Below are 22,546 nucleotides of genomic sequence, written 5' to 3'. Positions count from 1 at the left end.
AGGTGCCCTTATGGAAGCGGATAAGAAGAAGCTAGCCTTAAATATAGTAAGCTCGAAAGTGAATCACAAAGGCTTCGGTGCAGGAGCCATTGATCTTAGTAACGTCTCCGGTATCATTATTGATGGGGATGAAGCGTATCTGGATGAAGGAACACTGCATGCCAAGAGTAAGATCGAGAAAGGGATTAAGTTCTCCACGAACAAGGAGGATGTCCCGAATGGCCGTAAAGCATGGATCGTGTGGGTAGCGGTTGATCGGACAGAAGAGGGCGCCTACTATGCGGGGATGTCCGCTTGCGAAATGCTAGTCGATACCGAAGCACGCCGCGGATGGAAGATTCTTGCGGAGCACGTAAACAAAATGGACGGTGCGATGAAACGTAAATTCATCCTAGAGGGCTTGTCTGACAGTGAGCGAACAGCCCTTCGAAACTGCCTGATTGCGCACAACGAAGACTGGTGGAATCGCTCGGATCAAAGCCTTAAGGACGCACTCTCCTAAGCTTTAGGCGGCGAATATGGAGAATATGAACATTATGTGTCATCCATTGTTCCGTTATGTCGAAGCGGGTATACTAGACCCTAGTGTATGTTACCTCATATACTAGGACAGCAAAAAGGCAGGACTAAGACGCGCTTAGTACTGCCTTTTTGTGTTTTCATTTAGAGGGATATTAGTCGTTCCACCAACGTTTAAGATCGTTCCACCAAGAGCCGTTATCGCCTTTGGAACCGGCCTTTTGACCGCCTGCTGCATCTGGATTTGCAGGCTTGCCAGTACAGTACGTCGTAGGCTCAGTACCAGCAAGGAAAGCCTCCATTTTGGAATTGGGACAGTCCTCATTAGACAATTTGCCGCTCACAGGATCAATGTATACAGTTGATACACCTTCAGGGATCGGGAACAGCTTCGGCGGAATCGCATCCAAGGTCTGTTCGGTGAAATCCGCGAAGATCGGTGAGGCGAGATGTGATTCCACCGTTGTGATGTTACGGCTCTTGTCATAACCGACCCAGACTGCGGTGGAAAGCTCCGGTGTGAATCCGACGAGCCAAGCGTCCGTATCGGTTGTGCCTGTTTTGCCGGCAATCGGCCGCTTAATCGTACTGGCTACACGATTACCAGTTCCACCCTCTTCGAACACGCTCTCCATTAAATTGGTCATCACATACGCAACTGCAGGTGGTATCACTTGCTCCTCCGCAGGAGCCGCTTCATATAAGATGCGCCCATTGGCATCCTCGATTCGCAAAATGGCGGTTGTTTCATGGTGCACGCCTTGATTCGCAATAGAGGCAAAGGCCGAAGCCATCTCCAGCGGACTCACTGGGAAGGAACCTAGCGCTAAGGAAGGCAGCGGCTTCATGGGTGAAGCAACCCCGAGCTTACGCGCGAAGTCGATGACCTTCTGTGGACCCACCTCAAGAATCGTATGCACCGCATAGATGTTATCCGATTTCGAAATCGCTTGACGCATATCAATATTCCCATTTGTATACTGGTCATTAAAATTCCTTGGTGTATATTGCTGGCGCCCTTCATCGTAGGTAAATACGGTCGGTTCACTCTTGACCATGGTGACAGGGGTGAAGCCATTCATTAGCGCGACCATATACACGAATGGTTTAAAAGAAGACCCTGGCTGTCGCGTATTCGACAGCACGCGGTTGAACTGATTTTCCGTATAGTCGCGTCCGCCAACCATGGCTTTGATCTCACCCGTACGAGGGTCTACCGCGACCAAAGCAGCCTGCAGCTCGGGCTTGCCTTCAAGCTGCTTCGTGATGACATTCTCAGCAATTTGCTGGGCATTCTTATCCAGCGTGGTATAGATGCGAATGCCGCCTTCATCGAACTGTTCTTCCGTGAGGCCGAGCTTTTCCGTCGCTAGGTTACGTACATAATCCCTGAAATAAGGGGCAGCGGAAGGCTTCTTTTTCGTTAACGGCAGAATCGTCAGCTTTTCCCTGCCTGCGGCGTCAGCAGCGCTTTGGGTAATAAAGCCGCTGTTCACCATCGTTTGGAGAACGACCTTTTGCCGATCCATCGCATTTTGCAAATCATAATAGGGGGAATAGTAACGCGGTCCTTTCGGCACCCCAGCGATCATAGCGCTCTCTGCTAAGGTTAACTCGCTAGCATGCTTGCCGAAGAAAAGCTCAGACGCCGTCTCAATCCCGTAGGTCGAATGCCCATAATAAATTTGATTCAAATAATCAGTGAGGATATCATCTTTGCTGAGCTGCATTTCCATTTGAATGGCATACACGGTTTCCTTGATTTTGCGCGTCCACGTACGATCATGAGTTAAGTAAAGATTCCGAGCTAGCTGTTGCGTGATCGTACCGGCTCCTTGCACCTTCGCCATCGCTTGAACATTCACAATGGCTGCGCGTGCTACCGCTTTAACGTCCACGCCGAAATGATCGTAGAAATGCTGATCCTCCACGGCGAGCGTTGCATGTATTAAGTAAGGTGAGATGTCATTTAATGAAACCACCTGCCGATTTTGCCCTGAATAAAAGGTATCAATCACCTCGCCATGTACATCATACATCTGGGAGGTTTGCATCGTTTTGGTGACGGGAAGTGTTTGGGAGCGCAAATAAACTAGAAAGGCAGCGGCCCCGATGAGCATCAATAGGCTGCAGGTAAAGAAGAACGAAAAGGTCTTCTTGATTCGTCTCATCCACCGCATGGAAGCAGGAATCTCATCTTTCCGTCTGGCCGATTGTGTTTCTGGTGTTTGTTGGCGCGGCTTCTCATTCGTATTCTCATTGTCGGACATGCTTCGCTTGCCTCCTTTCTCCTTGCCCAAAGGCGCTATTAACCAGTATGGAAAAGCATGGCAGTCCGTATTCAACGAATTGTAAATATTTTTTGTTAATTGGCCAAAAGATTGAGGAAAATATTGCATTTTGGGGGTAATGAACTATAATACAATTTGTGCGTGTGAGAGGACTGGGAAATACAGCTCAAACTCGTATGACTTTTCCAACTGGTGGAACACTGTTAGTGATAACGAATGTCTGGAATTATTCATCCAAATAGAGAAGCGAAAGAAGGGTTACATATGGAATTATGGTACACAGAGAAACAAACCGATAGCTTCGGTATTACAGCGAAAGTCACGGAGACTTACGTCAGAGAGCAAACGGATTTCCAAGATCTTTCCATGATTGAAACCGAAGAGTGGGGCACAATGCTTACACTAGACGGCATGGTTATGACAACAGTGAGAGACGAGTTCGTTTATCACGAAATGGTTGCTCACCCAGCGCTCGTTACTCACCCGAACCCAGAGTACGTACTTGTTGTAGGCGGCGGCGATGGCGGTGTGATTCGTGAAATTATGAAACACCCGAAAGTGAAGAAGGCCGTTCTTGTTGATATCGATGGCAAAGTTATCGAGTACTCCAAGAAGTACCTGCCAACGATCGCTGGCGAATTGGACAACCCGCGTGTAGAAGTTATCGTTAACGATGGTTACATGCACATCCACGATCACAAAAACACTTACGATGTCATCATGGTTGATTCTACAGAACCTGTAGGCCCAGCTGTTGAGCTGTTCTCCAAAGGCTTCTATCAAGGCATCTTTGATGCGTTAAAAGAAGACGGAATCTTCGTTGCTCAAACCGATAATCCATGGTTCAAAGCTGATTTGATTCAAACGGTAAATCGCGACGTGAAGGAAATTTTCCCTATCGTTCGTGTATACAGTGCGAATATCCCTACGTACCCAAGTGGTCTGTGGACATTCACAATGGGCAGCAAAAAGCACGATCCTCTTCAAGTAGAAGAATCAGCAATCCCTGAATTCCCGACGAAATACTACACACCACGTTTGCACAAAGCTGCGTTCGTGTTGCCTAGATTCGTTGAAGATTTGATTAAATAAACTTCTTTCCGAAAATAGCCATATTTCAATAGTTACGGAACGTAGCTCCTCTATTTCTCTGATTTCCGGTAATGACAGCGGATTTCGAACGAATAAGGGAATGACGTTCCGTAATTTCGTTTGAACCACCAAATCCGATTGAATAAGGGATTGTCGTTCTGTAAAGAGGGAACCGCTCCATGGTTGCTCATCTGTACTGAATCGATGGTCCCCTTTTTAATAAAAACAAATTTCAATCACTGCCATACTGTTGTCAGTAGCACCTAGCTATACTGTAAACATAAGGACAGGAAATGAATCGCACCAGCACCAAGCGCAAGTGCAAGCGCGAGCGAGCCTGTACCACCACACCCTAGGAGGTTTTATATATGTTTACAACGATTGAGAGCTTTATCCAAGAATACCAAATGGAATCTGCCACAACGCAGCAACTGCTGGATACATTAACTGATGATTCCCTAAACCAAATTCAAACTGACGGTTACCGTCCACTTGGTTATATTGCGTGGCATCTGGTTCACGCGGAACGCGGTATGCTGTACGGAACGGGGCTGAAATTCGAATCGCCGTCTGCTGTAAGTGCGCCACCAACAGAGGCAGCAGTCATTGCAGAAGCGTATCGGACAACAACGCAGAACATACTTAACGCGATCCGTACGCAATGGACGGACGAGAATCTGCAGGATGTGGTTACGATGTTCGGCATGCCATGGACGATCGGCACAACACTATACAGCTTCTTGAAGCATGAGATTCACCATCGTGGTCAGTTGACGATTCTGATGCGTCAGGCGGGATTACCAGTTATCGGCGCCTATGGACCAGCCAAAGAGCAATGGGCAGCTATCGGAAGGCCAGTTCCAACGTTATAAGAATAAACACATGAGCCCCTAGTCCGTTTTCTTACGGATCAGGAGGCTTTTTTTTATCTTTTGCCAATCACAAACTCGTCCCCAAGCGTCCCAATCACCTTCCATGCATTGAATTTACTTATCCTTTCATATAAACTATTAGCTAACATGCCTGCGTTGTGACACGAGTTGTCATTCGTAGCAACAGAAGAAGAGGGGATTATCGAATCATGACGGACAAGCAGCGGGTGCGGATTCGAATCGAGAGTCGAAGCGGGAGTGAGACCACGGTGCAGAAGGCGCGCGGGGATCTTTATCGCAAAGGCGATCATACCTATATCCGCTATGAAGAAGAGCCGAATGAGCTTGGACGGACCGTGACGATCATTAAGCTCGAAGATAATCAGATCCGTATTATTCGCCAAGGGGATGTACAAGCGGAGCAAACCTTCGTTCCTGGAGAGAAGCGGACGGGCTTTTATCACACACCACAGCTCCGAATGGAACTGGAAATTGAGACGCACAAGCTGACCTCGGAGGCCATCCATGGGATCGGAATTACGAGGTGGAGCTATGATCTATATGCATCAGGCACACATGCAGGAGCCTATCGAATCAAGTTGTTAATTCAGGAGGAGTAAGACAAATGGACGTTCTTAACGAAGTGAAAGCGAAAGTGAAGCAAGCAATTAAAGAGGCTGTTCTAGCGGCAGGTATCGTCTCCGAGGAGCAGCTGCCAGAAATCATTCTAGAAGTGCCGAAAGAGAAGACGCATGGTGATTTCGCGACGAATGTAGCGATGCAGCTGACGCGTATTGCGAAGCAGAATCCGAGACAAATTGCCGAGCAAATCATCGCCAACCTGAACAAGGATGCAGCGAGTATTGCGCAAGCGGAAATTGCGGGCCCGGGCTTTATCAATTTTAAAATGAATCAAGTCTACCTCTACCCGGTGATTGCTGATGTGGCGAAGCTTGGTAACCGCTATGGAGAATCGAACGTGGGTCAAGGGCTTAAAGTGCAAGTGGAGTTCGTTAGTGCGAACCCAACGGGCTCCTTACATCTTGGACATGCCCGTGGCGCAGCCGTAGGCGACGTGCTATGTAACGTACTGGATCTTGCTGGCTACAACGTATCTCGTGAATACTACATCAATGATGCGGGTAATCAAGTCGTCAATTTGGCAAAATCCATTGAAGCACGTTATCTACAAGCGCTTGGTCAAGAAGCGGAAATGCCAGAGGATGGCTATTTTGGTGAAGATATTAAAGGTTTTGCAACGGAACTTGCAGCTACAGAAGGCGACCGTCTACTGAGCTTGTCGGATGAAGAGCGTCGTGCTTATTTCCGTACGTATGGACTTGAGAAAGAGCTCGATAAAATCAAACGCGACTTAGGCCGCTTTGGTGTTCATTTTGACCATTGGTTCTCCGAGACGTCCATCTATGAAGACAACCTTATCCCGCCAGTGCTTCAAGAATTACGGGATAATGGACATATCTATGAAGAAGAGGGCGCAACGTGGTTGAATACGACGCCGCTTGGGGATGACAAGAACCGTGTTCTGATTAAGAACGACGGATCCTTCACCTACCTTACGCCAGATATCGCTTATCACCGTAATAAATTCGGACGCGGCTACGACCGCTTAATTAATATTTGGGGCGCTGATCACCATGGCTATATTCCGCGGATGAAGGCGGCTATGACAGCTCTTGGCTTTGAAGCAGACCGTCTTGTCGTGCTGATCGCCCAAATGGTGAGCCTATTCCAGAATGGTGAAAAGGTCAAAATGTCCAAACGTACCGGCAAAGCCGTTACGATGGAAGACTTGATGGACGAAGTCGGCGTGGACCCGATTCGTTATTTCTTCGCTATGCGGAGCATGGACTCGCATTTGGATTTTGACATGGACTTGGCGGTTTCACAGTCCAATGAGAACCCTGTGTTCTATGTGCAATATGCCCATGCACGGATTTGCAGCATCTTCCGCCAGGCGGAAGAGCAGAATGTCGCGGTGCTCCCGCTGGAACAGGTGGACCTATCCCAACTTGCATCGGAAGCCGAGTTCGACTTGCTGCGCAAGATCGGCGAGCTTCCGGAAGAGATCGCCATTGCGGCTGAGCAGTACGCGCCGCACCGCTTGATACGCTATGTCTACGAACTGGCAAGCCAGTTCCATAGCTACTATAGAGGCCACTACGTCATCACCGATGACGCAGCCTTAACCCAAGCGCGCCTCGCGCTGCTCGGCGCGCTGCGCACGACCCTAGCCAACACGCTTCGCATGGTTGGCGTATCTGCCCCTGAGCGGATGTAACACCCGCTCAGCCAGAAGAAGCTCCCCTTGACCACTGGTCAAAAGGGGGGCTTCTTCTTTTTTTTTAGCGAAGAAGGGAGACCCTCTGCGCTTGAACTGGCTAGGCGCCGCGGCAGCGCCAGCTACTCTTGCCCCGCCGCGCGGATCGCCCGCTGGGCGTTCAATTGCCCGGGCTGCCACCGGGCGTTCGGGCGCTTACTCAGCGGAAACGCGCAGCGGCGCAGCGCGTTTTTGATTTGCTGCGGCGACATGGGGCGCATGGAAAGCATTAAGGCGATAACGCCGCTTACATGAGCCGTTGCCATCGACGTGCCGCTGAGCTCGTTATATTTGCCGCCTATCCAAGCCGAATACACGCGCTCACCAGGCGCATAGATGTCGATTTGTATTCCCCGATTGCTGAAGGGAGCAATCCGCCCTGTCCGTGTTGTGGCTCCTACGGAGACAACATGGGGAAACCGAGCAGGGTAATCAATGGTTTTCTTCCGGCCATCATTACCTGAGGAGGCCACAATAACCTTCCCTCTGTAGTAAGCGTTTAAAACCGCTTGCTCCAGCGCAGGATTGTACGTCTTCATACCGAAGCTCATATTAATAATATCGAGGTCGTTCTGGACGCACCAATCGATACCGGCGATGATATCGGATACATAGGCGCTTCCATTTTGGTCAAAAGCTTTAACAGGATGAATGATGGCCCGGGGCGCTACACCAATAATACCGGAATTACGGCCTGTTGCCGCTATGGTTCCCGCAATGTGTGTGCCATGTCCGTTATCATCGTGGGGCATTAGTCTGCGATTTAATAAGTTGATGCCATGCGAGATCGAGTTTTGCAAATCAGGATGCTTATAATCGATGCCGGTATCGATGACGCCGATGTGAATGTTTTTTCCGACAGATTTGCTCCAGATCTCTGGAGCACCTATTTGATCAACCCCCCAAGGTATGGTGCGTGTACGTGAGTTGGATAAAATTTTAGCTCGTTTCGGTACGGCCTTTCTACCTTTAACTTTATTTATAATTAATTTCGTATCCGCTTCGATACGTGTCGTGCTGGAAAAGCTTCTGAGTTTTGTATCTGGACACAATGTACAGGAAAAGGCGTGGATAATGTCTAGAGGCAGAACCAGGGATAGTCTGGGGAGTTCAGACGTCAGGCGTAGTAGCTCTGATTTGCAGGCAAAGTAATCCGTCTTTGAGGTGAAATGGATAAGGTGCTTTCTAGCTGGTTGTTTAGTAAGACCTAGATCTTCATGAAGCAGATGAAGAAAGGTGGCTGTATCCATCGTGCCATCCCCCCGTTACAACATATAATCATATCTCCCCTATCCTATGTACAGGTCATCGTACTTGACCGTGTCATCGCCTTTATAGAGGTTGTCAAAAAGTCCAATTTTGATCACGAAGTAGTCCAAGATGCGTATTCGACATCGAATATTGAATTCAGCCGGAAATTCCGGTGCTCACGTAGCTTCCACTACGCTCCGCTCCTCATTTCCTAGCTTCTTTCAATCTTCTCGGTGCTGAAAACCAGACTTTTAACACGCACTTATAGAAATAAATGGGTGCAGGGCCGTGTCAGATGCGTAGGTTCAACATAGGATACATAGAGAGGCGCGGGCAGGAGTGTCTCTTTCTCAGGTAGTGGAAACGACTGCTGTTCATCAGCAAGCGGTTCCTTTGGGTACAGTCGCAGGCGAAGGGGGACCTTCGCTTGTATTCCTTTTTATGGGATGTTGACATGATAAACGCATCCGTCCAAGCCGGCCGGATTAGACGTTTATTTCAGGGTAGTTGCAATTTTAGAAAAAATAGGTTTTACTTAATGAAGATATTGGTTATGGTAGATAACGTAGTCAAGAAATGATCGAAAAGGATGTGCCTTAGATGAGCAGCGAATACACACTCAAAATCACCACAGAGCAAGCACGCGAAATGCCCATGGTGGATTTGGCGTTCGAATTGCTGAAGTCGGCGAATACGCCGTTTTACTATCGAGAACTTATGGCTGAAATTGCTAAAATAAAAGGGCTTTCTGAAGATAATGTCATGAATGTGATTGCCCAACTATATACGGAAATCAACATCGATGGTCGTTTTGCTTGTGTAGGTACGAACCTATGGGGCTTGAAGCGTTGGTATCCAGTTGAGAAGTCCGACGATGCAGTTGGTAATGCAAAGCGTCCTAGAATCATCAACGACGAAGATGATGATCTGGATGAAGACGTCTATGCGGAAGAAGAAGATACATACGCAGAAGAAGACGAGTACGATGCATTTGGTACCGAAACCGAAGAGGAAGAAGAAGCGGAAGAGGATACTGAATTCTTCGAAGATGAAGAAATCGAAGAGGATCTTGGCGAAGCGGGTATTGAAGAGAGCGATGATACTGAGGATGACGTAGATGATTTGGATTCCGATGAGGATGAAGAAGATTTGGATGAAGACGACGAAGACGACGACAAATAACTTGTCTTGACAGTCCCTATACGTTCAGAGTAAACTATTGCATGGGCTTTAAAAGAATCTTAACAATTCGCGCATGCGTTCAAAAAGTGCCCCGTCACTACGGGTGTCACTTTTTTTGTTTTTTTGCGCTTTTTTTTTTGTGATTTGTTCATGAAAACACTTATTTAGCAGAAGCTAATGCTATTACACCTTTGTTCTGGCGACACCCAAGAGCTTATGCTGATGAAGCCAGTTTTCTAGCACCTTTTTACACTTATCTTCATGTTATAACGATGCCAGTAGCCTGGCGAAAATCTAAAGCGGATGCTTACAACTATAAGGAGGCGTACATAGTGACAAAATACATTTTCGTTACGGGAGGCGTAGTTTCATCCCTTGGCAAAGGAATTACCGCAGCTTCCTTAGGAAGACTGCTCAAGAACAGAGGTTTGAAAGTTACGATCCAGAAGTTCGATCCTTACATTAACGTGGACCCAGGAACCATGAGTCCTTACCAGCATGGGGAAGTTTTCGTAACCGATGATGGTGCAGAAACGGATTTGGATTTGGGTCATTATGAGCGTTTTATCGACATTAACTTGTCCAAAAGCTCGAACGTGACATCAGGGAAAGTGTATTCCTCTGTTATTACCAAAGAGCGCAGAGGCGAATACCTAGGCGGAACTGTACAGGTTATCCCTCACATTACGAATGAAATTAAAGAACGTGTTATTCGCGCAGGTCGTGAAGCTGGGTCCGATGTGGTTATCACTGAAATCGGTGGTACTGTCGGGGATATCGAGAGCTTGCCATTCCTGGAAGCGATTCGTCAAATGAAAAATGATATCGGCCGCGAGAATGTTATGTACATTCACGTTACGTTGATTCCTTATATCAAAGCTGCGGGTGAAGTCAAAACAAAACCAACGCAGCATAGCGTTAAAGAACTACGCGGCCTTGGTATTCAACCGCATGTGATTGTTTGTCGTACGGAACATTCTTTGACAGAAGATATGAAGCGTAAGCTCGCTTTGTTCTGTGATATCGATCCAGCTGCTGTTATTGAATGTAAAGATGCGGAGACGTTGTATGAAGTGCCGATGATGCTTCGTGAGCAAGGTCTTGATGATTATGTCGTGAATCACTTGAAGCTTTCAACGAATCAACCCGATATGACAGAATGGGAAAGTCTTGTTCGCAAGGTGAAATCCTTAACGAAGAAGACCGAGATCGCCATCGTAGGGAAGTACGTAGCCCTTCACGATGCTTACCTTAGTATTGTTGAAGCACTTGGACATGCTGGTATCGACAATGACTCCGAGATCGATATCCGTTGGGTCAATGCAGAAGATATCTACGATCACAATGTGCATTCACTGCTTTCTGGTGTGCAAGGTATCCTTGTACCAGGTGGATTTGGTGATCGCGGGATTGAAGGAAAAGTAGCAGCAATCCGTTATGCGCGTGAGAAAGAAATTCCGTTCTTCGGTATTTGTTTAGGGATGCAGGTCGCTGTTATCGAATATGCACGTTCTGTTTGTGGATTGGATGGCGCGAATAGCTCCGAGATTAATCCAACAACAGCGTATCCTGTTATTGATCTACTGCCAGAGCAGAAGGATATTGAGAATCTAGGCGGAACTATGCGTTTAGGTCTATACCCTTGTAAGTTGACACCGGGTTCACTTGCTGCGACTACGTATAATGATGAGCTAGTTTACGAAAGACATCGTCACCGGTATGAATTTAATAATGAATACCGCGAATTGGTTGAATCTGCTGGTCTGCGCATTTCTGGTACATCACCAGATGGTCGTCTGGTTGAGATGGTTGAGCTCCCTGGTCACCCTTGGTTCTTGGCTGTACAATTCCATCCGGAATTTACGTCCCGTCCGAACCGTCCACAGCCACTTTTCCGTGAATTCGTGAAAGCTGCACAATTGATTGCTCGTTAAAATTTTACGTTGCTGATGCAGGTAACTCTCTCCTGTTAATCAACTTTTATGTAAAACTTTTCAAAAAAAATGCTCTCCTCGGAAGGAAAACGAAAATGAATAGCGAATACCTTGACTCATAGGATTGGAACTTGTTATTCGTTTTCGGGAGGGGACTTGTCTGATGAAGAAAAAAGTATTGGTAGTGGATGATCAAAATGGAATTCGCGTACTCCTCATGGAAGTGTTCAGTAACGAAGGGTACGATACCTATCAAGCCTCCAATGGCAAGTTGGCCTTGGAAATCGTAAGAAATGTTTCGCCTGATCTCATACTGCTAGATATGAAGATTCCTGGTATGGACGGACTTGATATTTTGAAGCATGTGAAAGAAATCGATGTTTCTATCAAAGTCATCATGATGACGGCATATGGTGAGCTGGATATGATCAAAGAAGCGACGGATTTAGGTGCGATCATGCATTTTACGAAGCCATTTGATATTGATGAGCTGCGTCTGGCTGTTAATATGCAATTGAATAATGAATCCAGCAGTGGTTTCGCAGTAGGATCCTAGTTATAGGGTCTTTTTTTGTTTGTAGAAAAGTGAAGGCTTGGTTATCATTTGAAAAGTTATGTGCTATAATAACTCAGGTATGAACAGAGAGCGGTATGCGCATCTACTACAGAGGTTCTAGGAGGAAGAGAAACATGGCATTGGTTTCAATGAATGAATTTTTACCTAAGGCAAAAGCAGGGAAATACGCGGTTGGTCAATTTAACATGAACAATCTTGAGTTTGCTCAAGCGATTGTGGAAGCAGCAATCGAACTGAACTCCCCGTTCATTTACGGTGTTAGCGAAGGCGCACTGAAATATATGGGCATCGAGTTTACAGTAGCTATTGCAGAAGCAGCAGCTAAGAAATCCGGACTTCCGATCGCGTTGCACTTAGACCACGGTAGTTCGTTTGAAGTAGCAATGAAATGTATCCGTGCAGGATTCAGCTCCGTTATGTTTGATGGTTCCCACTATTCTTTCGAAGAAAACATTCGTTTGACGAAAGAAGTTGTTAAAGCTGCTCGTGCAATGGGCGTATCCGTTGAGGGTGAGCTTGGAACAATCGGTGGCGTTGAGGATGACATTTCCGTTGATGAAGAGCATGCTAACCTTGCAAAACCAGAAGAAGCGATCCGTTTCTACGAAGAAACAGGCGTGGATTGTTTGGCAATCGCAGTAGGTACTGCACATGGTATGTACGCAGGCGAGCCGAACATTCACTTTGATATTATTGAAGCAGTATCCAAAGCGATCCCAGTTCCAGTTGTATTGCACGGTGGATCCGGCGTTCCAGACGAAATGATCCGTAAATCAATTGCAGCAGGCGTTGGCAAGATCAACGTGAATACAGAGAACCAAGTGGCATGCACAGAAAGCATCCGCGCAGCTCTGAACAAAGATGCTAAAATTTATGATCCTCGTAAATATCTAACCCCAGCTCGTAGCGCTATGATCGAAGTAGTAAAATCCAAAATTCAATTGTTCGGAAGCAGCAACCAAGCTTAATTCCAAATTGTATAGACAGGATAGGAAATGCAGTAATACACAGATGGATGGTCGACAATCGTTGCCGTCTGTCTGTGTCATTGCGGGCGTTTCCTTCTTCTATTTGTTGTATTTTACCTCGCGCTTATCATATACTTCCTTATTTTGTGGATTTTCGTCGAATCATTGTGAGATTTAGTAGGATTTGTTGATTGCACGTTGTTGATTGAACGTTAGTGAGAAGGCACCTGGTTTAGGGGGAGAAGTATGTTGGAGAAATTGATGGTGGTTGGTGGACGCCCACTACGGGGAACAGTTCAGATTAGTGGAGCAAAGAATAGTGCGATAGCACTTATTCCGGCCGCAGTACTTGCAGAAACACCAGTAACGTTGGATAATCTTCCACATTTAAGCGATGTGGCTATATATACAGAAATTTTGACTGACCTAGGAGCAACGATCGATTGGAACGAGGATCGGATGACCATTGATCCGAGCCAGATGAAGTCTTTGGCAATGCCGAACGGCAAAGTGAAGAAGCTGCGCGCTTCGTATTATTTGATGGGTGCACTTCTAGGTAGATTTGGCGAGGCGACGATTGGTCTTCCAGGTGGGTGTAATTTCGAGCCGCGTCCGATTGATCTTCATATTAAAGGATTTGAAGCGCTAGGCGCTGTGGTGAGTAACGAAAACGGAGCCCTTCATATTCGTGCCAAAGAACTGCGCGGCGCTAAGATTTATTTAGACATGGCGAGTGTTGGCGCTACGATTAATATTATGTTAGCTGCTTCACGTGCTAAGGGATTGACTACAATTGAAAATGCGGCGAAAGAGCCTGAAATTATAGATGTAGCAACACTTTTGAATTCGATGGGTGCGAAAATCAAGGGAGCTGGTACGGATACGATCCGTATTGAAGGGGTTTCTGAACTTCATGGCTGCCGCCACTCCATTATCCCTGACCGTATTCAAGCGGGGACGTACATGATTGCTGCAGCGGCGACGCGCGGTGATGTTACGGTAGATAATGTGATTCCGAAGCATCTGGAAGCATTGACAGCGAAGTTGCAAGAGATGGGCGTTCATGTCTACGAAATGGATGAATCCATTCGCATTGTCGGTCAACCTATCTATGAAAGCGTAGATGTGAAAGCATTAATTTACCCCGGGTTTGCAACGGATCTGCAGTCTCCAATGGCTAGTCTGTTGTGCCAAGCCAAAGGTGTTAGTATTCTAACGGACCATGTATACAGCAATCGCTTTAAGCATATTCCAGAGCTAGTACGCATGGGTGCGAAAATGAAGGTTGAAGGCCGTTCTGCCATCATTGAAGGCTCACAGTTGAGTTCGGCCAAAGTAAGAGCGACAGATCTTCGTGCGGGGGCTTCTCTAGTTATTGCAGGTTTGAGCGTTATGACAGGCGGAATTACTGAAGTGTCGGGTGTAGAGTTCATTGATCGCGGATACGAGAATTTAGTATTCAATCTATCTTCCCTAGGAGCCGAAGTTTGGCGTGAGAACGAGGAATAAAGTACCAGACAACAGGCAATGCTAGAATCCAATTGAAAATTTAATAGTTTGGTGGTTGAAACATGAGCATGCAGCTTGCTGAGCTTGAAGTACTCAAGCTTACTGAATTATATAAACTAGCTAAGAAACATCAGATTCCCTATTACGGTACGCTGAAGAAAAGAGAACTCATTTTTGCCATTTTACGTGCACAAGCAGCAGAGAGTGGATTCCTGTTCATGCAAGGTGTCCTGGAAATTTTGCAAGAGGGATTCGGATTCTTACGTCCAATCAACTACTTGCCCAGTTCAGAGGATATCTATATTTCAGCTTCTCAAATTCGCAAGTTTGATCTGCGTTCAGGGGATATCGTCTCTGGTAAATGCCGTCCTCCCAAAGAGAATGAGCGCTATTATGGACTTCTCCAGGTCGAAGCTGTAAATGGCGAGAAGCCTGAAACAGCTGCGGAGCGTTTGCACTTCCCAGCGTTGACGCCTCTTTATCCAGATACGCGGATTACGTTAGAGACGGAGCCGAACAAGATTTCCATGCGGATCATGGACTTGCTTGCACCTGTAGGTCTCGGACAGCGTGGACTCGTCGTTGCACCTCCCAAAGCAGGTAAAACCTTGTTACTCAAAGAAATTGCGAATAGTATTTCAACGAATTACCCGGAGATTGAACTGTTTGTACTGTTGATTGACGAGCGTCCTGAGGAAGTTACGGATATGCAGCGTTCTGTCAAAGGTGAAGTCGTGGCTTCAACATTTGATGAGCTTCCAGAGAATCATATTAAAGTGGCAGAACTTGTCTTAGAACGCGCTATGCGTCTAGTTGAACATAAAAAAGATGTCGTTATTCTGCTCGATAGTATTACGCGCTTAGCAAGAGCGTACAACCTCGTAGTTCCGCCTTCAGGCCGGACGTTGTCCGGTGGTGTTGACCCCGCTGCATTCCATCGTCCTAAGCGTTTTTTCGGAGCTGCTCGTAACATTGAAGAAGGCGGCAGTTTAACCATTCTTGCTACAGCACTCGTTGAAACAGGCTCGCGTATGGATGACGTCATTTATGAAGAATTTAAAGGGACAGGTAATCTTGAGCTTCATCTCGATCGCAAAATGGCGGAGCGCCGTATCTTCCCTGCTATTGATATTCGTCGTTCAGGGACTCGCCGCGAAGAAGCATTGCTCGGCAAAGATGAGCTTGAGAAAGTATGGGCACTTCGTAAAAGCATGAATGATTCACATGAATATACCGAAGCCTTTATTAAGAAGCTTGCGGATACGAAGACGAATCAAGAGTTTTTGGACTCGTTGGCATCCCCAGGGGCGGGAGCGTCATCATCAGGACAGCATAAAGGCAAAGTCAAAAACTCAGCATCTTAAGCTTTAGTTAAACGACACCTAGTAAGAAAGTTGGTGTGGTCGTTTACTTTAACGTACAAAGAGGAGTACCGTTATGAACTTGGTTTATTCAGATTCACAAGGAAATGTATTTGATCATCCTGATTATTTCGCGCTTGGTCGAAATGCAGAAATGATCACCGAAATATTAGATGAAGAACTGATCCCTCTGCCTGAAGGCTCGACACTCGTTAGTCTGCCTTTCACGCGGCCAGTTGGGATTGATGCTGCAACAGGTGATATGAAGCTGGTAGAGGGTGATTATCACGCGGTTGGAGCGTTGCTTCCACAAGGCTTCACACGACTGCTTCTCCCAGGGTATGTGAAATCCGATAAGACGAAGGCATTGCCTTTGTTCGGTTATACCGCTGTCGTGTGGAAAGAAGACGGCTTCTACGTAGCCGCGCGCCTGACAGATAACCCGTACTTCTGGAACCCGATTCATTGTGATCCAGACGAGCTCGAGGTTGAAGTCAAACGGTTAGTCGCCAAGTACCCGGAGAATCGCTTGTATGCGCATTTGTCGAACTGTGCACTAGGCTACGAATGCTTGACAGCTTCGAACACGTTCTTGCAACGCTGGGAAGGGGCAGTCCCTGTTTCCTATTCCTGTAACGCCGGTTGCTTCGGCTGCATCTCCGAACAACCAGATGAGAGCGGCTTTGTAGCTCCGCAAACGCGGATGAACTTCAAGCCGAAGGTCGAAGAAATTACGGAGATCATGTTGGAACATCTGCGTACACCGGAGAGCATTATCTCCTTCGGGCAAGGCTGTGAAGGGGAACCGAGCACGCAGGCTGTCATCATTATTGATGCCATCAAACGAGTGCGCGAGCAAACGAAGATGGGCTACATCAATATCAATACGAATGCGGGCCTTACGGACCATATTCGCGGTATTGTGGATGCGGGACTTGATCTTATGCGAGTAAGTACGATTAGCGCCTTGGATGACCACTACAACGCCTACTACAAGCCTAGAGCCTACACGCTCAAGAATGTAGAAAAATCCCTTCGTTATGCAACCGACAAAGGGGTTATCACATCGATTAACTATCTCGTATTCCCTGGTGTTACCGATCGGGAAGAAGAGATCGAAGCGATGATCGAATTTGTACGTAGAACGGGATTGAAATTGATTCAATTGCGCAACCTGAATATTGACCCTGAGAGCTATCTAAGTATTATCCCTAAGGCTCAGGGAGAGTTGCTAGGCATGAAGCAAATGATCGAGATTTTTGAGCAGGAATTGCCGGATGTTGTTATCGGTTCGTACTCCCACACGCCGAAATTCTACACAAGTGATCGTACGCTCACGACCGTACTTTAAGGCAGATTGGTGGAAGTATTACCCGATCGATTTCCCGTTGCATCTAGACTTGCGAATATGCTACAATGCAATAGTACGTCCATTAACTCTGTTTCAGCAAATGATTCAGGGCGGAAAGAGGTGAACCAAATGAAAGCAGGAATTCATCCTACTTATCATGCAACCACAGTGACTTGCGCTTGTGGTAACGTGTTCGAAACGGGTTCAATCAAGCCAAATCTTCGTGTTGAGATTTGCTCCAATTGCCATCCTTTCTACACAGGTAAACAAAAGTTTATCGATGTAGGCGGCCGTGTCGACAAGTTCAAAAAGAAATACGGAATCTAATTGGCATCATTTGCTTGATTGCCAATCAGCATAAGACAACCTCCCTTGGTCATCCTAAGTTTAGGCTTAGAGTCCAATGGGAGGTGTTTTTATGTTCAAGGGTCTAGTTAAGCTTACAGGAGCTGCTATCCTTATAGCGAGTTTAGTAGGTTGTGGCATGTGGACGGGGAACAACAAGGAAACGAAAGATGACTCTACGTATAAAGTTCAGAATTATAAGCAAGACGGTATGTTGGGTATCACAAGTGTTAACCCGAATAATCCGATGAATCCGACCTATCATCATTATGATGATGATGCAAATCTCATGAAGGCAGTGCTTGCTCAACTGCCAGGCATAGAGAAGACCAATATCGCGATTAACGGGCCTTCGGCTAATGTGAAAATTAAACCTCAAGCCTCTTTGACAGCGGCCCAAGTTGAAGAACTGCGGTCGCAGGCGCAAATGGCATTAGAGACGAATATGCCGCGGTATAAAATACAGGTAAGAATGGATCGCTAGTTTATTATTAATACCGCCCCGGCGGCAGGTAGTTTTTTCCCTCAGGTTGCTATTTGGCAGTGAATCAGCTATACTATTTTTACTGTGCTAGACGGGGAGGTAGCGGTGCCCTGTAACTCGCAATCCGCTGTAGCGAGGTTGAATTCCTGTTAGCGGTACTGTGATGTGAGGTCTGGCTCTTACACGTGGTGTTGAGAGTTGGGTCCTTCGCAATGGATGCTCATGAACCCGGTCAGGTCTGGAAGGAAGCAGCCGTAAGTGAGATGTTTCATGTGCCGAGGGGCTGCCTGATTTGAGCCAACGATAAGAGTTCGCTTGTATCACTTTATCAATAACAGGTGCACGGTGTAATTATACCGAAACCGAATAAGTAATAACACATAACCGAAACGCCAGCAAGTAGGGCGTTTTTTATTTTGCGTTTAGCAGGAAAAATATTACTTTATAGAGAATCTTTACACAATACATACATGGACTGAATGCCGCTCGAAAATGTTCGATGAGAAAACCTCTATCGAGGCTATTCAAAGATGTGCGACCGCTATTCTACCCCACAAAGTGACGATAATCTTCGAAGCTAAATCCGATTACTTTGTGGGGACCCCGAGAGATGAAGGTTTATCGCCAAATAGAAAGATGTTTTCGGGATACGAAAACTTATACTTTCTATTGTGGTAAGAGAAAGTGAAGGAGCTGTTGACATGCCCATTCATTCGCCTCAGATGTACTCGGTATCGATGAACGAACTGCGAAAATTGTTCAATCACAGCATACAATCCGGTATGGTAATGGTTGATGACGATGAGAAGTTGTTACTTGTCTCTGATCAGCTCTTGAAAGTTTCAGGTTACTCAGCAGATGAAATTACTGGTGTTCCCTGCCCTCAATTTTTAAAAATGAGGGCCACTTTGCGTGAGTTATACGAATTTCATTTTAGAGATGAAGCGGATGTGGGGGAGTGGCCCCATGGTTTTCTAATAGGGAAAAATGGCGAAATGATTTACTTTCAATTTTCGATGCTCAAGCTTCAATGTGAGGGTAAAAGTATATATTTATTATCGTTAAAAAATAAAGAAGAAGGAACAACGTTAAACTTGCTGCAGCGCTTTTCTGATGCCTTTTTGAAAGATATCAATTTAGGCGTTTTATTAATTAATATGGATTATCGACTTGCTGACATTAGTGATCGCGCTTGCCAAATGCTGGCCATGGAGAAAGAGTATATCCGCAACAAGTCGTTGGATGAGATTTTTGCCACAGTTCCCAGCCAGCACCAGCTCGTGCAGCGAACGATTCTGAATGGAGCGATTGTCCGCAATCATGCCGTTTCCTGGACGAACAATCAAGAAAGGTTTGATTTGCTGCTTGATTCTAACGTTTTGAAGGATAGTCAAGGGAATATTGTGGGTGCTTACATTATTTTCAAAGATGTCACCAATATGCGATCACTGGAACAAATGGTACAGCGAAGCGATCGTCTTGCGATGATCGGGCAAATTGCTGCAGGAACAGCGCATGAAATCCGTAATCCATTAACATCAATCAAAGGCTTCTTACAGATGCTCCGTCGTACATTCGGTGACCGTGGCATGGACAAGGAACAGAACTTTACAGATGTCATGCTGGGTGAGATTGATCGGATTAATGCACTAGTGAATGAGTTTCTGATGTTGAGCAAGCCCAAGCATGTGACCTATGAGCGTATTTATGTGACGGAAGTCCTGCGTGGCATCGTACCGATTATTCAGAATGAGGCGATCCTCTATAACGTTCAACTTCACTATGAGGCTTCCACCCACCTCCCTGAGGTGACGGCAGATAATGAGCTATTGAAGCAAGTTTTCTTGAATATATGCAAAAATGGGATTGAAGCTATGTCCGATGGCGGGGTGTTGACGATTTCGGAGCGCGTAGACACGATAGAGCGAAATGTGTGTGTGGATATTCATGACACGGGTACTGGGATTCCGATGTTCGTCATTGATAAAATCTTCGATCCCTTCTTCACGACAAAGGATACGGGCACGGGACTAGGGCTGTCCGTATGCCAGCGTATCATTCATGATATGGGAGGGACGATTCGTGTAGCTTCCAAAGGCTTTGGGACGACATTTACCATCACGATTCCCTATATGTGATCCTCTATTTCATCCCTTGGAGCGTTATAGTATAATGGATACAGTCAATCCACGCAGGGATTATTGGAGAGGAACACTATGGCACACATTGCTTTGTATCGTACATGGAGGTCGCAGACGTTTCGTGATGTTGTCGGACAGCGGCATATCACACAAACACTGCAGAATTCTTTGCGGGAAAATCGCCTAACCCATGCTTATTTGTTTAACGGACCCCGCGGGACGGGTAAAACAAGTACGGCCAAAATTTTAGCCAAAGCCATCAACTGTTTAAACGGCCCCTCGGAAGAGCCATGCAACCAGTGCTCTGCCTGTGAGCGTATCACGGAAGGCGCAGTCATGGACGTTGTAGAGATCGATGCGGCATCCAACCGCGGTGTGGAAGAGATTCGTGATATCCGAGATAAAGTCAAATACGCACCGACCGAAGTTAGGCAGAAAGTGTACATTATTGACGAAGTGCATATGCTGACGACGGAAGCGTTTAATGCCTTATTGAAGACACTGGAAGAGCCGCCGGCGCATGTTATGTTTATTTTAGCAACAACAGAGCCTCATAAGATTCCCGCAACCATTATTTCTCGGTGTCAGCGCTTCGATTTCCGTCGTGTTTCCATGGAGGATGAGGTAGGGCGTCTACAGTATGTTTGTGATCAAGAGCACATTTTAATTGATAAAGAAGCTCTTCACTATATAGCAAGATTATCCGACGGCGGTATGCGGGATGCGTTAAGTCTGTTGGATCAGGCTGCGTCGTTTGCAACTGGAGAAATACAGCTCGCTGATATTTTGTCGATCACAGGCGGTATTGCTTCCGATCAATTTAAGAGACTTGTCACGTATATCAAGGAACAGAATTTGGGGGCTGCCCTAGAGTTAATTGATACCTTCATGCAAGAGGGGAAGAGCGCTGACAAATGTATCGAGAATTTGATTCACTATTTCCGCGATTTGTTGATGGTGCGCATGGTGCCGAATTCGCCTGTGATCGCTGAACGCGTATTTGATATGGCAGAGCTTAAGGAGATTGCGAGTCACTTCACGCCAAGTGAGATGATGAGTATGATTGAAACGCTGAACCATTATCAGAGTGAGATGAAATATTCGGTACAACCACAAACCTTATTAGAAATCGCTATTATGAAAATAAGCGGTGGCCATCGAGGAACAGACAGCTCGGTGGAAGTGGGGGCGCGCCAGCCACAGGGTGATCTTTTTGCTCAAATGACCCAAAGAATGAAACAACTTGAAGATCAGCTAGCTCTACTGGTAAAATCGGGAGTGAGTGTTGCTTCGGGTGAAAGTGCTAAGCAAGCGCCTGCGGCGAAAGTAGCCGTGGCCTCGGCACCTTCTAAGAAGTCAGGTCTTAAGCTTGACCCTTACTTGAAGGCTTCTGAGAGTCCAGAGACGAAGACTGCGCTGATGAAGTGGAGTCAAGTGTTAGGTGATGTCAAAGAGAAGAAAATAACCGTTCATGCCTGGTTTGTTAATGGTGATTTGGTGGCTATGCTAGATGATGTTGTTCTTGTCGCATTCAAGAACGATATGCACCGTAATACAACGGAGAAGCCTGAGAATAAAGTCATTATTGAACAAGTGCTTTCTTCTGTGTTTAGTAAACCAATGCGTTTGTTGACCTTAATGCGTAAGGAATGGGATGATGCGAAGAGTGATGCAACGCACGCCCCGGTTGAAGAGATGGAATTAGTGGCTGAGGATGGTCGCGGAAACGCGGTCAAAGAAGAATGGATATCTGAAGCCATCCAATTGTTCGGTGAAGATCTAGTAACGATTAAAGAAGACTAACGATAAGGGAGCGATCTATAATGAATAACATGAACCAAATGATGAAGCAAGTGAAGAAAATGCAAGAGCAAATGATGAAGGCACAAGAAGAACTAGGCACGAAAATGATTGAAGGAACAGCTGGCGGCGGTGTGGTAACGTGTATCATCAACGGACACAAGAAAGTACAAAGCATCACAATCAAACCAGAAGCGGTGGATCCAGACGATGTTGAAATGCTGCAAGATCTTGTGTTGACTGCAGTTAACGACGCAATGTCCAAAGCCGAAGAGATCGCTAACAAAGATATGGGCAAATTCACAGGCGGTATGAATATCCCTGGATTGTTCTAAGACAACCAAGAATCAACGACTCTGTATCATGAAGGAGTACTTCCTTTGTACTACCCCGAACCGATAGCCAAGTTAATCGATGCCTTCTCCCGCTTGCCGGGAGTAGGTCCCAAGACAGCGGGGCGCTTAGCCTTTCACGTTCTTCGAATGAAAGAAGAAGACGTGATTGATTTCGCTAAATCGCTTGTTAATGTAA

Annotated in this window: 20 protein-coding genes and 1 other RNA gene (1 of these 21 only partly in view); 19 read left to right on the top strand and 2 right to left on the bottom strand. The window is 46.3% G+C overall.

The window, feature by feature from the left end; translation table 11 throughout:
• Window positions 1-10 precede the first annotated feature (10 nt).
• Window positions 11-502 (top strand): YwhD family protein, encoded by a 492-nt coding sequence (locus tag ACSQ8P_RS33775; protein ID WP_056621992.1) that lies wholly within the window; start codon window positions 11-13, stop codon window positions 500-502.
• Window positions 503-674: 172 nt separating this feature from the next.
• On the opposite strand, the gene ACSQ8P_RS33770 is transcribed toward ACSQ8P_RS33775, so the two are convergent.
• Window positions 675-2,789 carry a transglycosylase domain-containing protein gene (locus tag ACSQ8P_RS33770; RefSeq protein ID WP_436239121.1) on the bottom strand — a complete coding sequence of 705 codons (2,115 nt, stop codon included), beginning with the start codon at window positions 2,787-2,789 and terminating at the stop codon, window positions 675-677.
• 285 nt (window positions 2,790-3,074) lie between these two features.
• Between ACSQ8P_RS33770 and speE the strand changes: the two genes are divergently transcribed.
• From speE to argS, 4 genes are all read left to right on the top strand, one after another.
• Window positions 3,075-3,902 carry a polyamine aminopropyltransferase gene (gene speE / locus ACSQ8P_RS33765; protein WP_173120834.1) on the top strand — a complete coding sequence of 276 codons (828 nt, stop codon included), beginning with the start codon at window positions 3,075-3,077 and terminating at the stop codon, window positions 3,900-3,902.
• A gap of 368 nt (window positions 3,903-4,270) precedes the next feature.
• Window positions 4,271-4,774, top strand: coding sequence for a DinB family protein (locus ACSQ8P_RS33760; protein WP_436239120.1), 504 nt, complete (start codon window positions 4,271-4,273; stop codon window positions 4,772-4,774).
• 209 nt (window positions 4,775-4,983) lie between these two features.
• Entirely contained in the window at window positions 4,984-5,394 is a 411-nt protein-coding gene (locus tag ACSQ8P_RS33755; RefSeq protein WP_436239119.1) for a DUF1934 domain-containing protein, read from the top strand.
• A gap of 5 nt (window positions 5,395-5,399) precedes the next feature.
• Window positions 5,400-7,073: an arginine--tRNA ligase gene (argS, locus tag ACSQ8P_RS33750; RefSeq protein ID WP_436239118.1), complete on the top strand. Its 1,674-nt coding sequence runs from the start codon at window positions 5,400-5,402 to the stop codon at window positions 7,071-7,073.
• A 122-nt stretch (window positions 7,074-7,195) separates the two neighbouring features.
• On the opposite strand, the gene ACSQ8P_RS33745 is transcribed toward argS, so the two are convergent.
• Window positions 7,196-8,362 (bottom strand): S8 family peptidase, encoded by a 1,167-nt coding sequence (locus tag ACSQ8P_RS33745; RefSeq protein ID WP_436239117.1) that lies wholly within the window; start codon window positions 8,360-8,362, stop codon window positions 7,196-7,198.
• Window positions 8,363-8,963: 601 nt separating this feature from the next.
• Between ACSQ8P_RS33745 and rpoE the strand changes: the two genes are divergently transcribed.
• From rpoE to recR, 14 genes are all read left to right on the top strand, one after another.
• A complete protein-coding gene (gene rpoE / locus ACSQ8P_RS33740; protein ID WP_436239116.1) occupies window positions 8,964-9,545 on the top strand; it encodes a DNA-directed RNA polymerase subunit delta in 582 nt (193 codons plus the stop codon).
• A gap of 332 nt (window positions 9,546-9,877) precedes the next feature.
• Window positions 9,878-11,479 (top strand): CTP synthase, encoded by a 1,602-nt coding sequence (locus tag ACSQ8P_RS33735; RefSeq protein WP_056621971.1) that lies wholly within the window; start codon window positions 9,878-9,880, stop codon window positions 11,477-11,479.
• Between the two features lie 163 nt (window positions 11,480-11,642).
• Entirely contained in the window at window positions 11,643-12,035 is a 393-nt protein-coding gene (locus ACSQ8P_RS33730; protein ID WP_056621969.1) for a response regulator, read from the top strand.
• 134 nt (window positions 12,036-12,169) lie between these two features.
• On the top strand, window positions 12,170-13,024 hold the full coding sequence (gene fba / locus ACSQ8P_RS33725; RefSeq protein WP_056621967.1) for a class II fructose-1,6-bisphosphate aldolase: 855 nt from the start codon (window positions 12,170-12,172) through the stop codon (window positions 13,022-13,024).
• 249 nt (window positions 13,025-13,273) lie between these two features.
• Window positions 13,274-14,533, top strand: a complete 1,260-nt coding sequence (locus ACSQ8P_RS33720) for a UDP-N-acetylglucosamine 1-carboxyvinyltransferase (protein ID WP_436239670.1) — start codon at window positions 13,274-13,276, stop codon at window positions 14,531-14,533.
• A gap of 62 nt (window positions 14,534-14,595) precedes the next feature.
• Window positions 14,596-15,897: a transcription termination factor Rho gene (gene rho, locus ACSQ8P_RS33715; protein WP_436239115.1), complete on the top strand. Its 1,302-nt coding sequence runs from the start codon at window positions 14,596-14,598 to the stop codon at window positions 15,895-15,897.
• 73 nt (window positions 15,898-15,970) lie between these two features.
• The gene (locus ACSQ8P_RS33710; protein WP_436239114.1) at window positions 15,971-17,245 is read left to right on the top strand and encodes a radical SAM protein; all 1,275 of its coding nucleotides are present in this window, start codon (window positions 15,971-15,973) and stop codon (window positions 17,243-17,245) included.
• Between the two features lie 129 nt (window positions 17,246-17,374).
• Entirely contained in the window at window positions 17,375-17,572 is a 198-nt protein-coding gene (rpmE, locus tag ACSQ8P_RS33705; RefSeq protein WP_056621960.1) for a 50S ribosomal protein L31, read from the top strand.
• Between the two features lie 91 nt (window positions 17,573-17,663).
• Window positions 17,664-18,074, top strand: coding sequence for a hypothetical protein (locus ACSQ8P_RS33700; RefSeq protein ID WP_436239113.1), 411 nt, complete (start codon window positions 17,664-17,666; stop codon window positions 18,072-18,074).
• A gap of 82 nt (window positions 18,075-18,156) precedes the next feature.
• An RNA gene (gene ffs, locus ACSQ8P_RS33695) (signal recognition particle sRNA large type) lies at window positions 18,157-18,420 on the top strand.
• Between the two features lie 355 nt (window positions 18,421-18,775).
• Window positions 18,776-20,212 (top strand): ATP-binding protein, encoded by a 1,437-nt coding sequence (locus ACSQ8P_RS33690; protein WP_436239112.1) that lies wholly within the window; start codon window positions 18,776-18,778, stop codon window positions 20,210-20,212.
• A gap of 78 nt (window positions 20,213-20,290) precedes the next feature.
• Window positions 20,291-22,018 carry a DNA polymerase III subunit gamma/tau gene (dnaX, locus tag ACSQ8P_RS33685; RefSeq protein ID WP_436239111.1) on the top strand — a complete coding sequence of 576 codons (1,728 nt, stop codon included), beginning with the start codon at window positions 20,291-20,293 and terminating at the stop codon, window positions 22,016-22,018.
• A 20-nt stretch (window positions 22,019-22,038) separates the two neighbouring features.
• Window positions 22,039-22,350, top strand: coding sequence for a YbaB/EbfC family nucleoid-associated protein (locus ACSQ8P_RS33680; RefSeq protein WP_028555044.1), 312 nt, complete (start codon window positions 22,039-22,041; stop codon window positions 22,348-22,350).
• A gap of 45 nt (window positions 22,351-22,395) precedes the next feature.
• Window positions 22,396-22,546, top strand: partial view of a recombination mediator RecR gene (gene recR, locus ACSQ8P_RS33675; protein WP_056621953.1) — the beginning only. Its footprint extends 446 nt past the window's final position; 151 of the gene's 597 nt are visible here — the first part of the coding sequence; its start codon is at window positions 22,396-22,398; its stop codon lies off the right edge, out of view.

Source organism: Paenibacillus sp. LjRoot153 (genome assembly GCF_964253085.1).
In the GTDB taxonomy this organism is placed as follows: Bacteria; Bacillota; Bacilli; order Paenibacillales; family NBRC-103111; genus Paenibacillus_E.
Note: the sequence above shows the minus strand (reverse complement) of the source record. Positions and strands in the feature narration are given on the sequence as shown.

What these genes read in the sequence shown, in the direction of transcription:
- ACSQ8P_RS33730 (WP_056621969.1), top strand. Translation starts at nt 11,643, where the DNA reads ATGAAGAAAAAAGTATTGGTAGTGGATGATCAAAATGGAATTCGCGTA.
- speE (WP_173120834.1), top strand. Translation starts at nt 3,075, where the DNA reads ATGGAATTATGGTACACAGAGAAACAAACCGATAGCTTCGGTATTACA.
- ACSQ8P_RS33770 (WP_436239121.1), bottom strand. Translation starts at nt 2,789, where the DNA reads ATGTCCGACAATGAGAATACGAATGAGAAGCCGCGCCAACAAACACCA.
- ACSQ8P_RS33745 (WP_436239117.1), bottom strand. Translation starts at nt 8,362, where the DNA reads ATGGATACAGCCACCTTTCTTCATCTGCTTCATGAAGATCTAGGTCTT.
- ACSQ8P_RS33700 (WP_436239113.1), top strand. Translation starts at nt 17,664, where the DNA reads ATGTTCAAGGGTCTAGTTAAGCTTACAGGAGCTGCTATCCTTATAGCG.
- rho (WP_436239115.1), top strand. Translation starts at nt 14,596, where the DNA reads ATGAGCATGCAGCTTGCTGAGCTTGAAGTACTCAAGCTTACTGAATTA.
- ACSQ8P_RS33710 (WP_436239114.1), top strand. Translation starts at nt 15,971, where the DNA reads ATGAACTTGGTTTATTCAGATTCACAAGGAAATGTATTTGATCATCCT.
- ACSQ8P_RS33755 (WP_436239119.1), top strand. Translation starts at nt 4,984, where the DNA reads ATGACGGACAAGCAGCGGGTGCGGATTCGAATCGAGAGTCGAAGCGGG.
- fba (WP_056621967.1), top strand. Translation starts at nt 12,170, where the DNA reads ATGGCATTGGTTTCAATGAATGAATTTTTACCTAAGGCAAAAGCAGGG.
- rpoE (WP_436239116.1), top strand. Translation starts at nt 8,964, where the DNA reads ATGAGCAGCGAATACACACTCAAAATCACCACAGAGCAAGCACGCGAA.
- argS (WP_436239118.1), top strand. Translation starts at nt 5,400, where the DNA reads ATGGACGTTCTTAACGAAGTGAAAGCGAAAGTGAAGCAAGCAATTAAA.
- ACSQ8P_RS33760 (WP_436239120.1), top strand. Translation starts at nt 4,271, where the DNA reads ATGTTTACAACGATTGAGAGCTTTATCCAAGAATACCAAATGGAATCT.
- ACSQ8P_RS33680 (WP_028555044.1), top strand. Translation starts at nt 22,039, where the DNA reads ATGAATAACATGAACCAAATGATGAAGCAAGTGAAGAAAATGCAAGAG.
- ACSQ8P_RS33775 (WP_056621992.1), top strand. Translation starts at nt 11, where the DNA reads ATGGAAGCGGATAAGAAGAAGCTAGCCTTAAATATAGTAAGCTCGAAA.
- rpmE (WP_056621960.1), top strand. Translation starts at nt 17,375, where the DNA reads ATGAAAGCAGGAATTCATCCTACTTATCATGCAACCACAGTGACTTGC.
- ACSQ8P_RS33690 (WP_436239112.1), top strand. Translation starts at nt 18,776, where the DNA reads ATGCCCATTCATTCGCCTCAGATGTACTCGGTATCGATGAACGAACTG.
- dnaX (WP_436239111.1), top strand. Translation starts at nt 20,291, where the DNA reads ATGGCACACATTGCTTTGTATCGTACATGGAGGTCGCAGACGTTTCGT.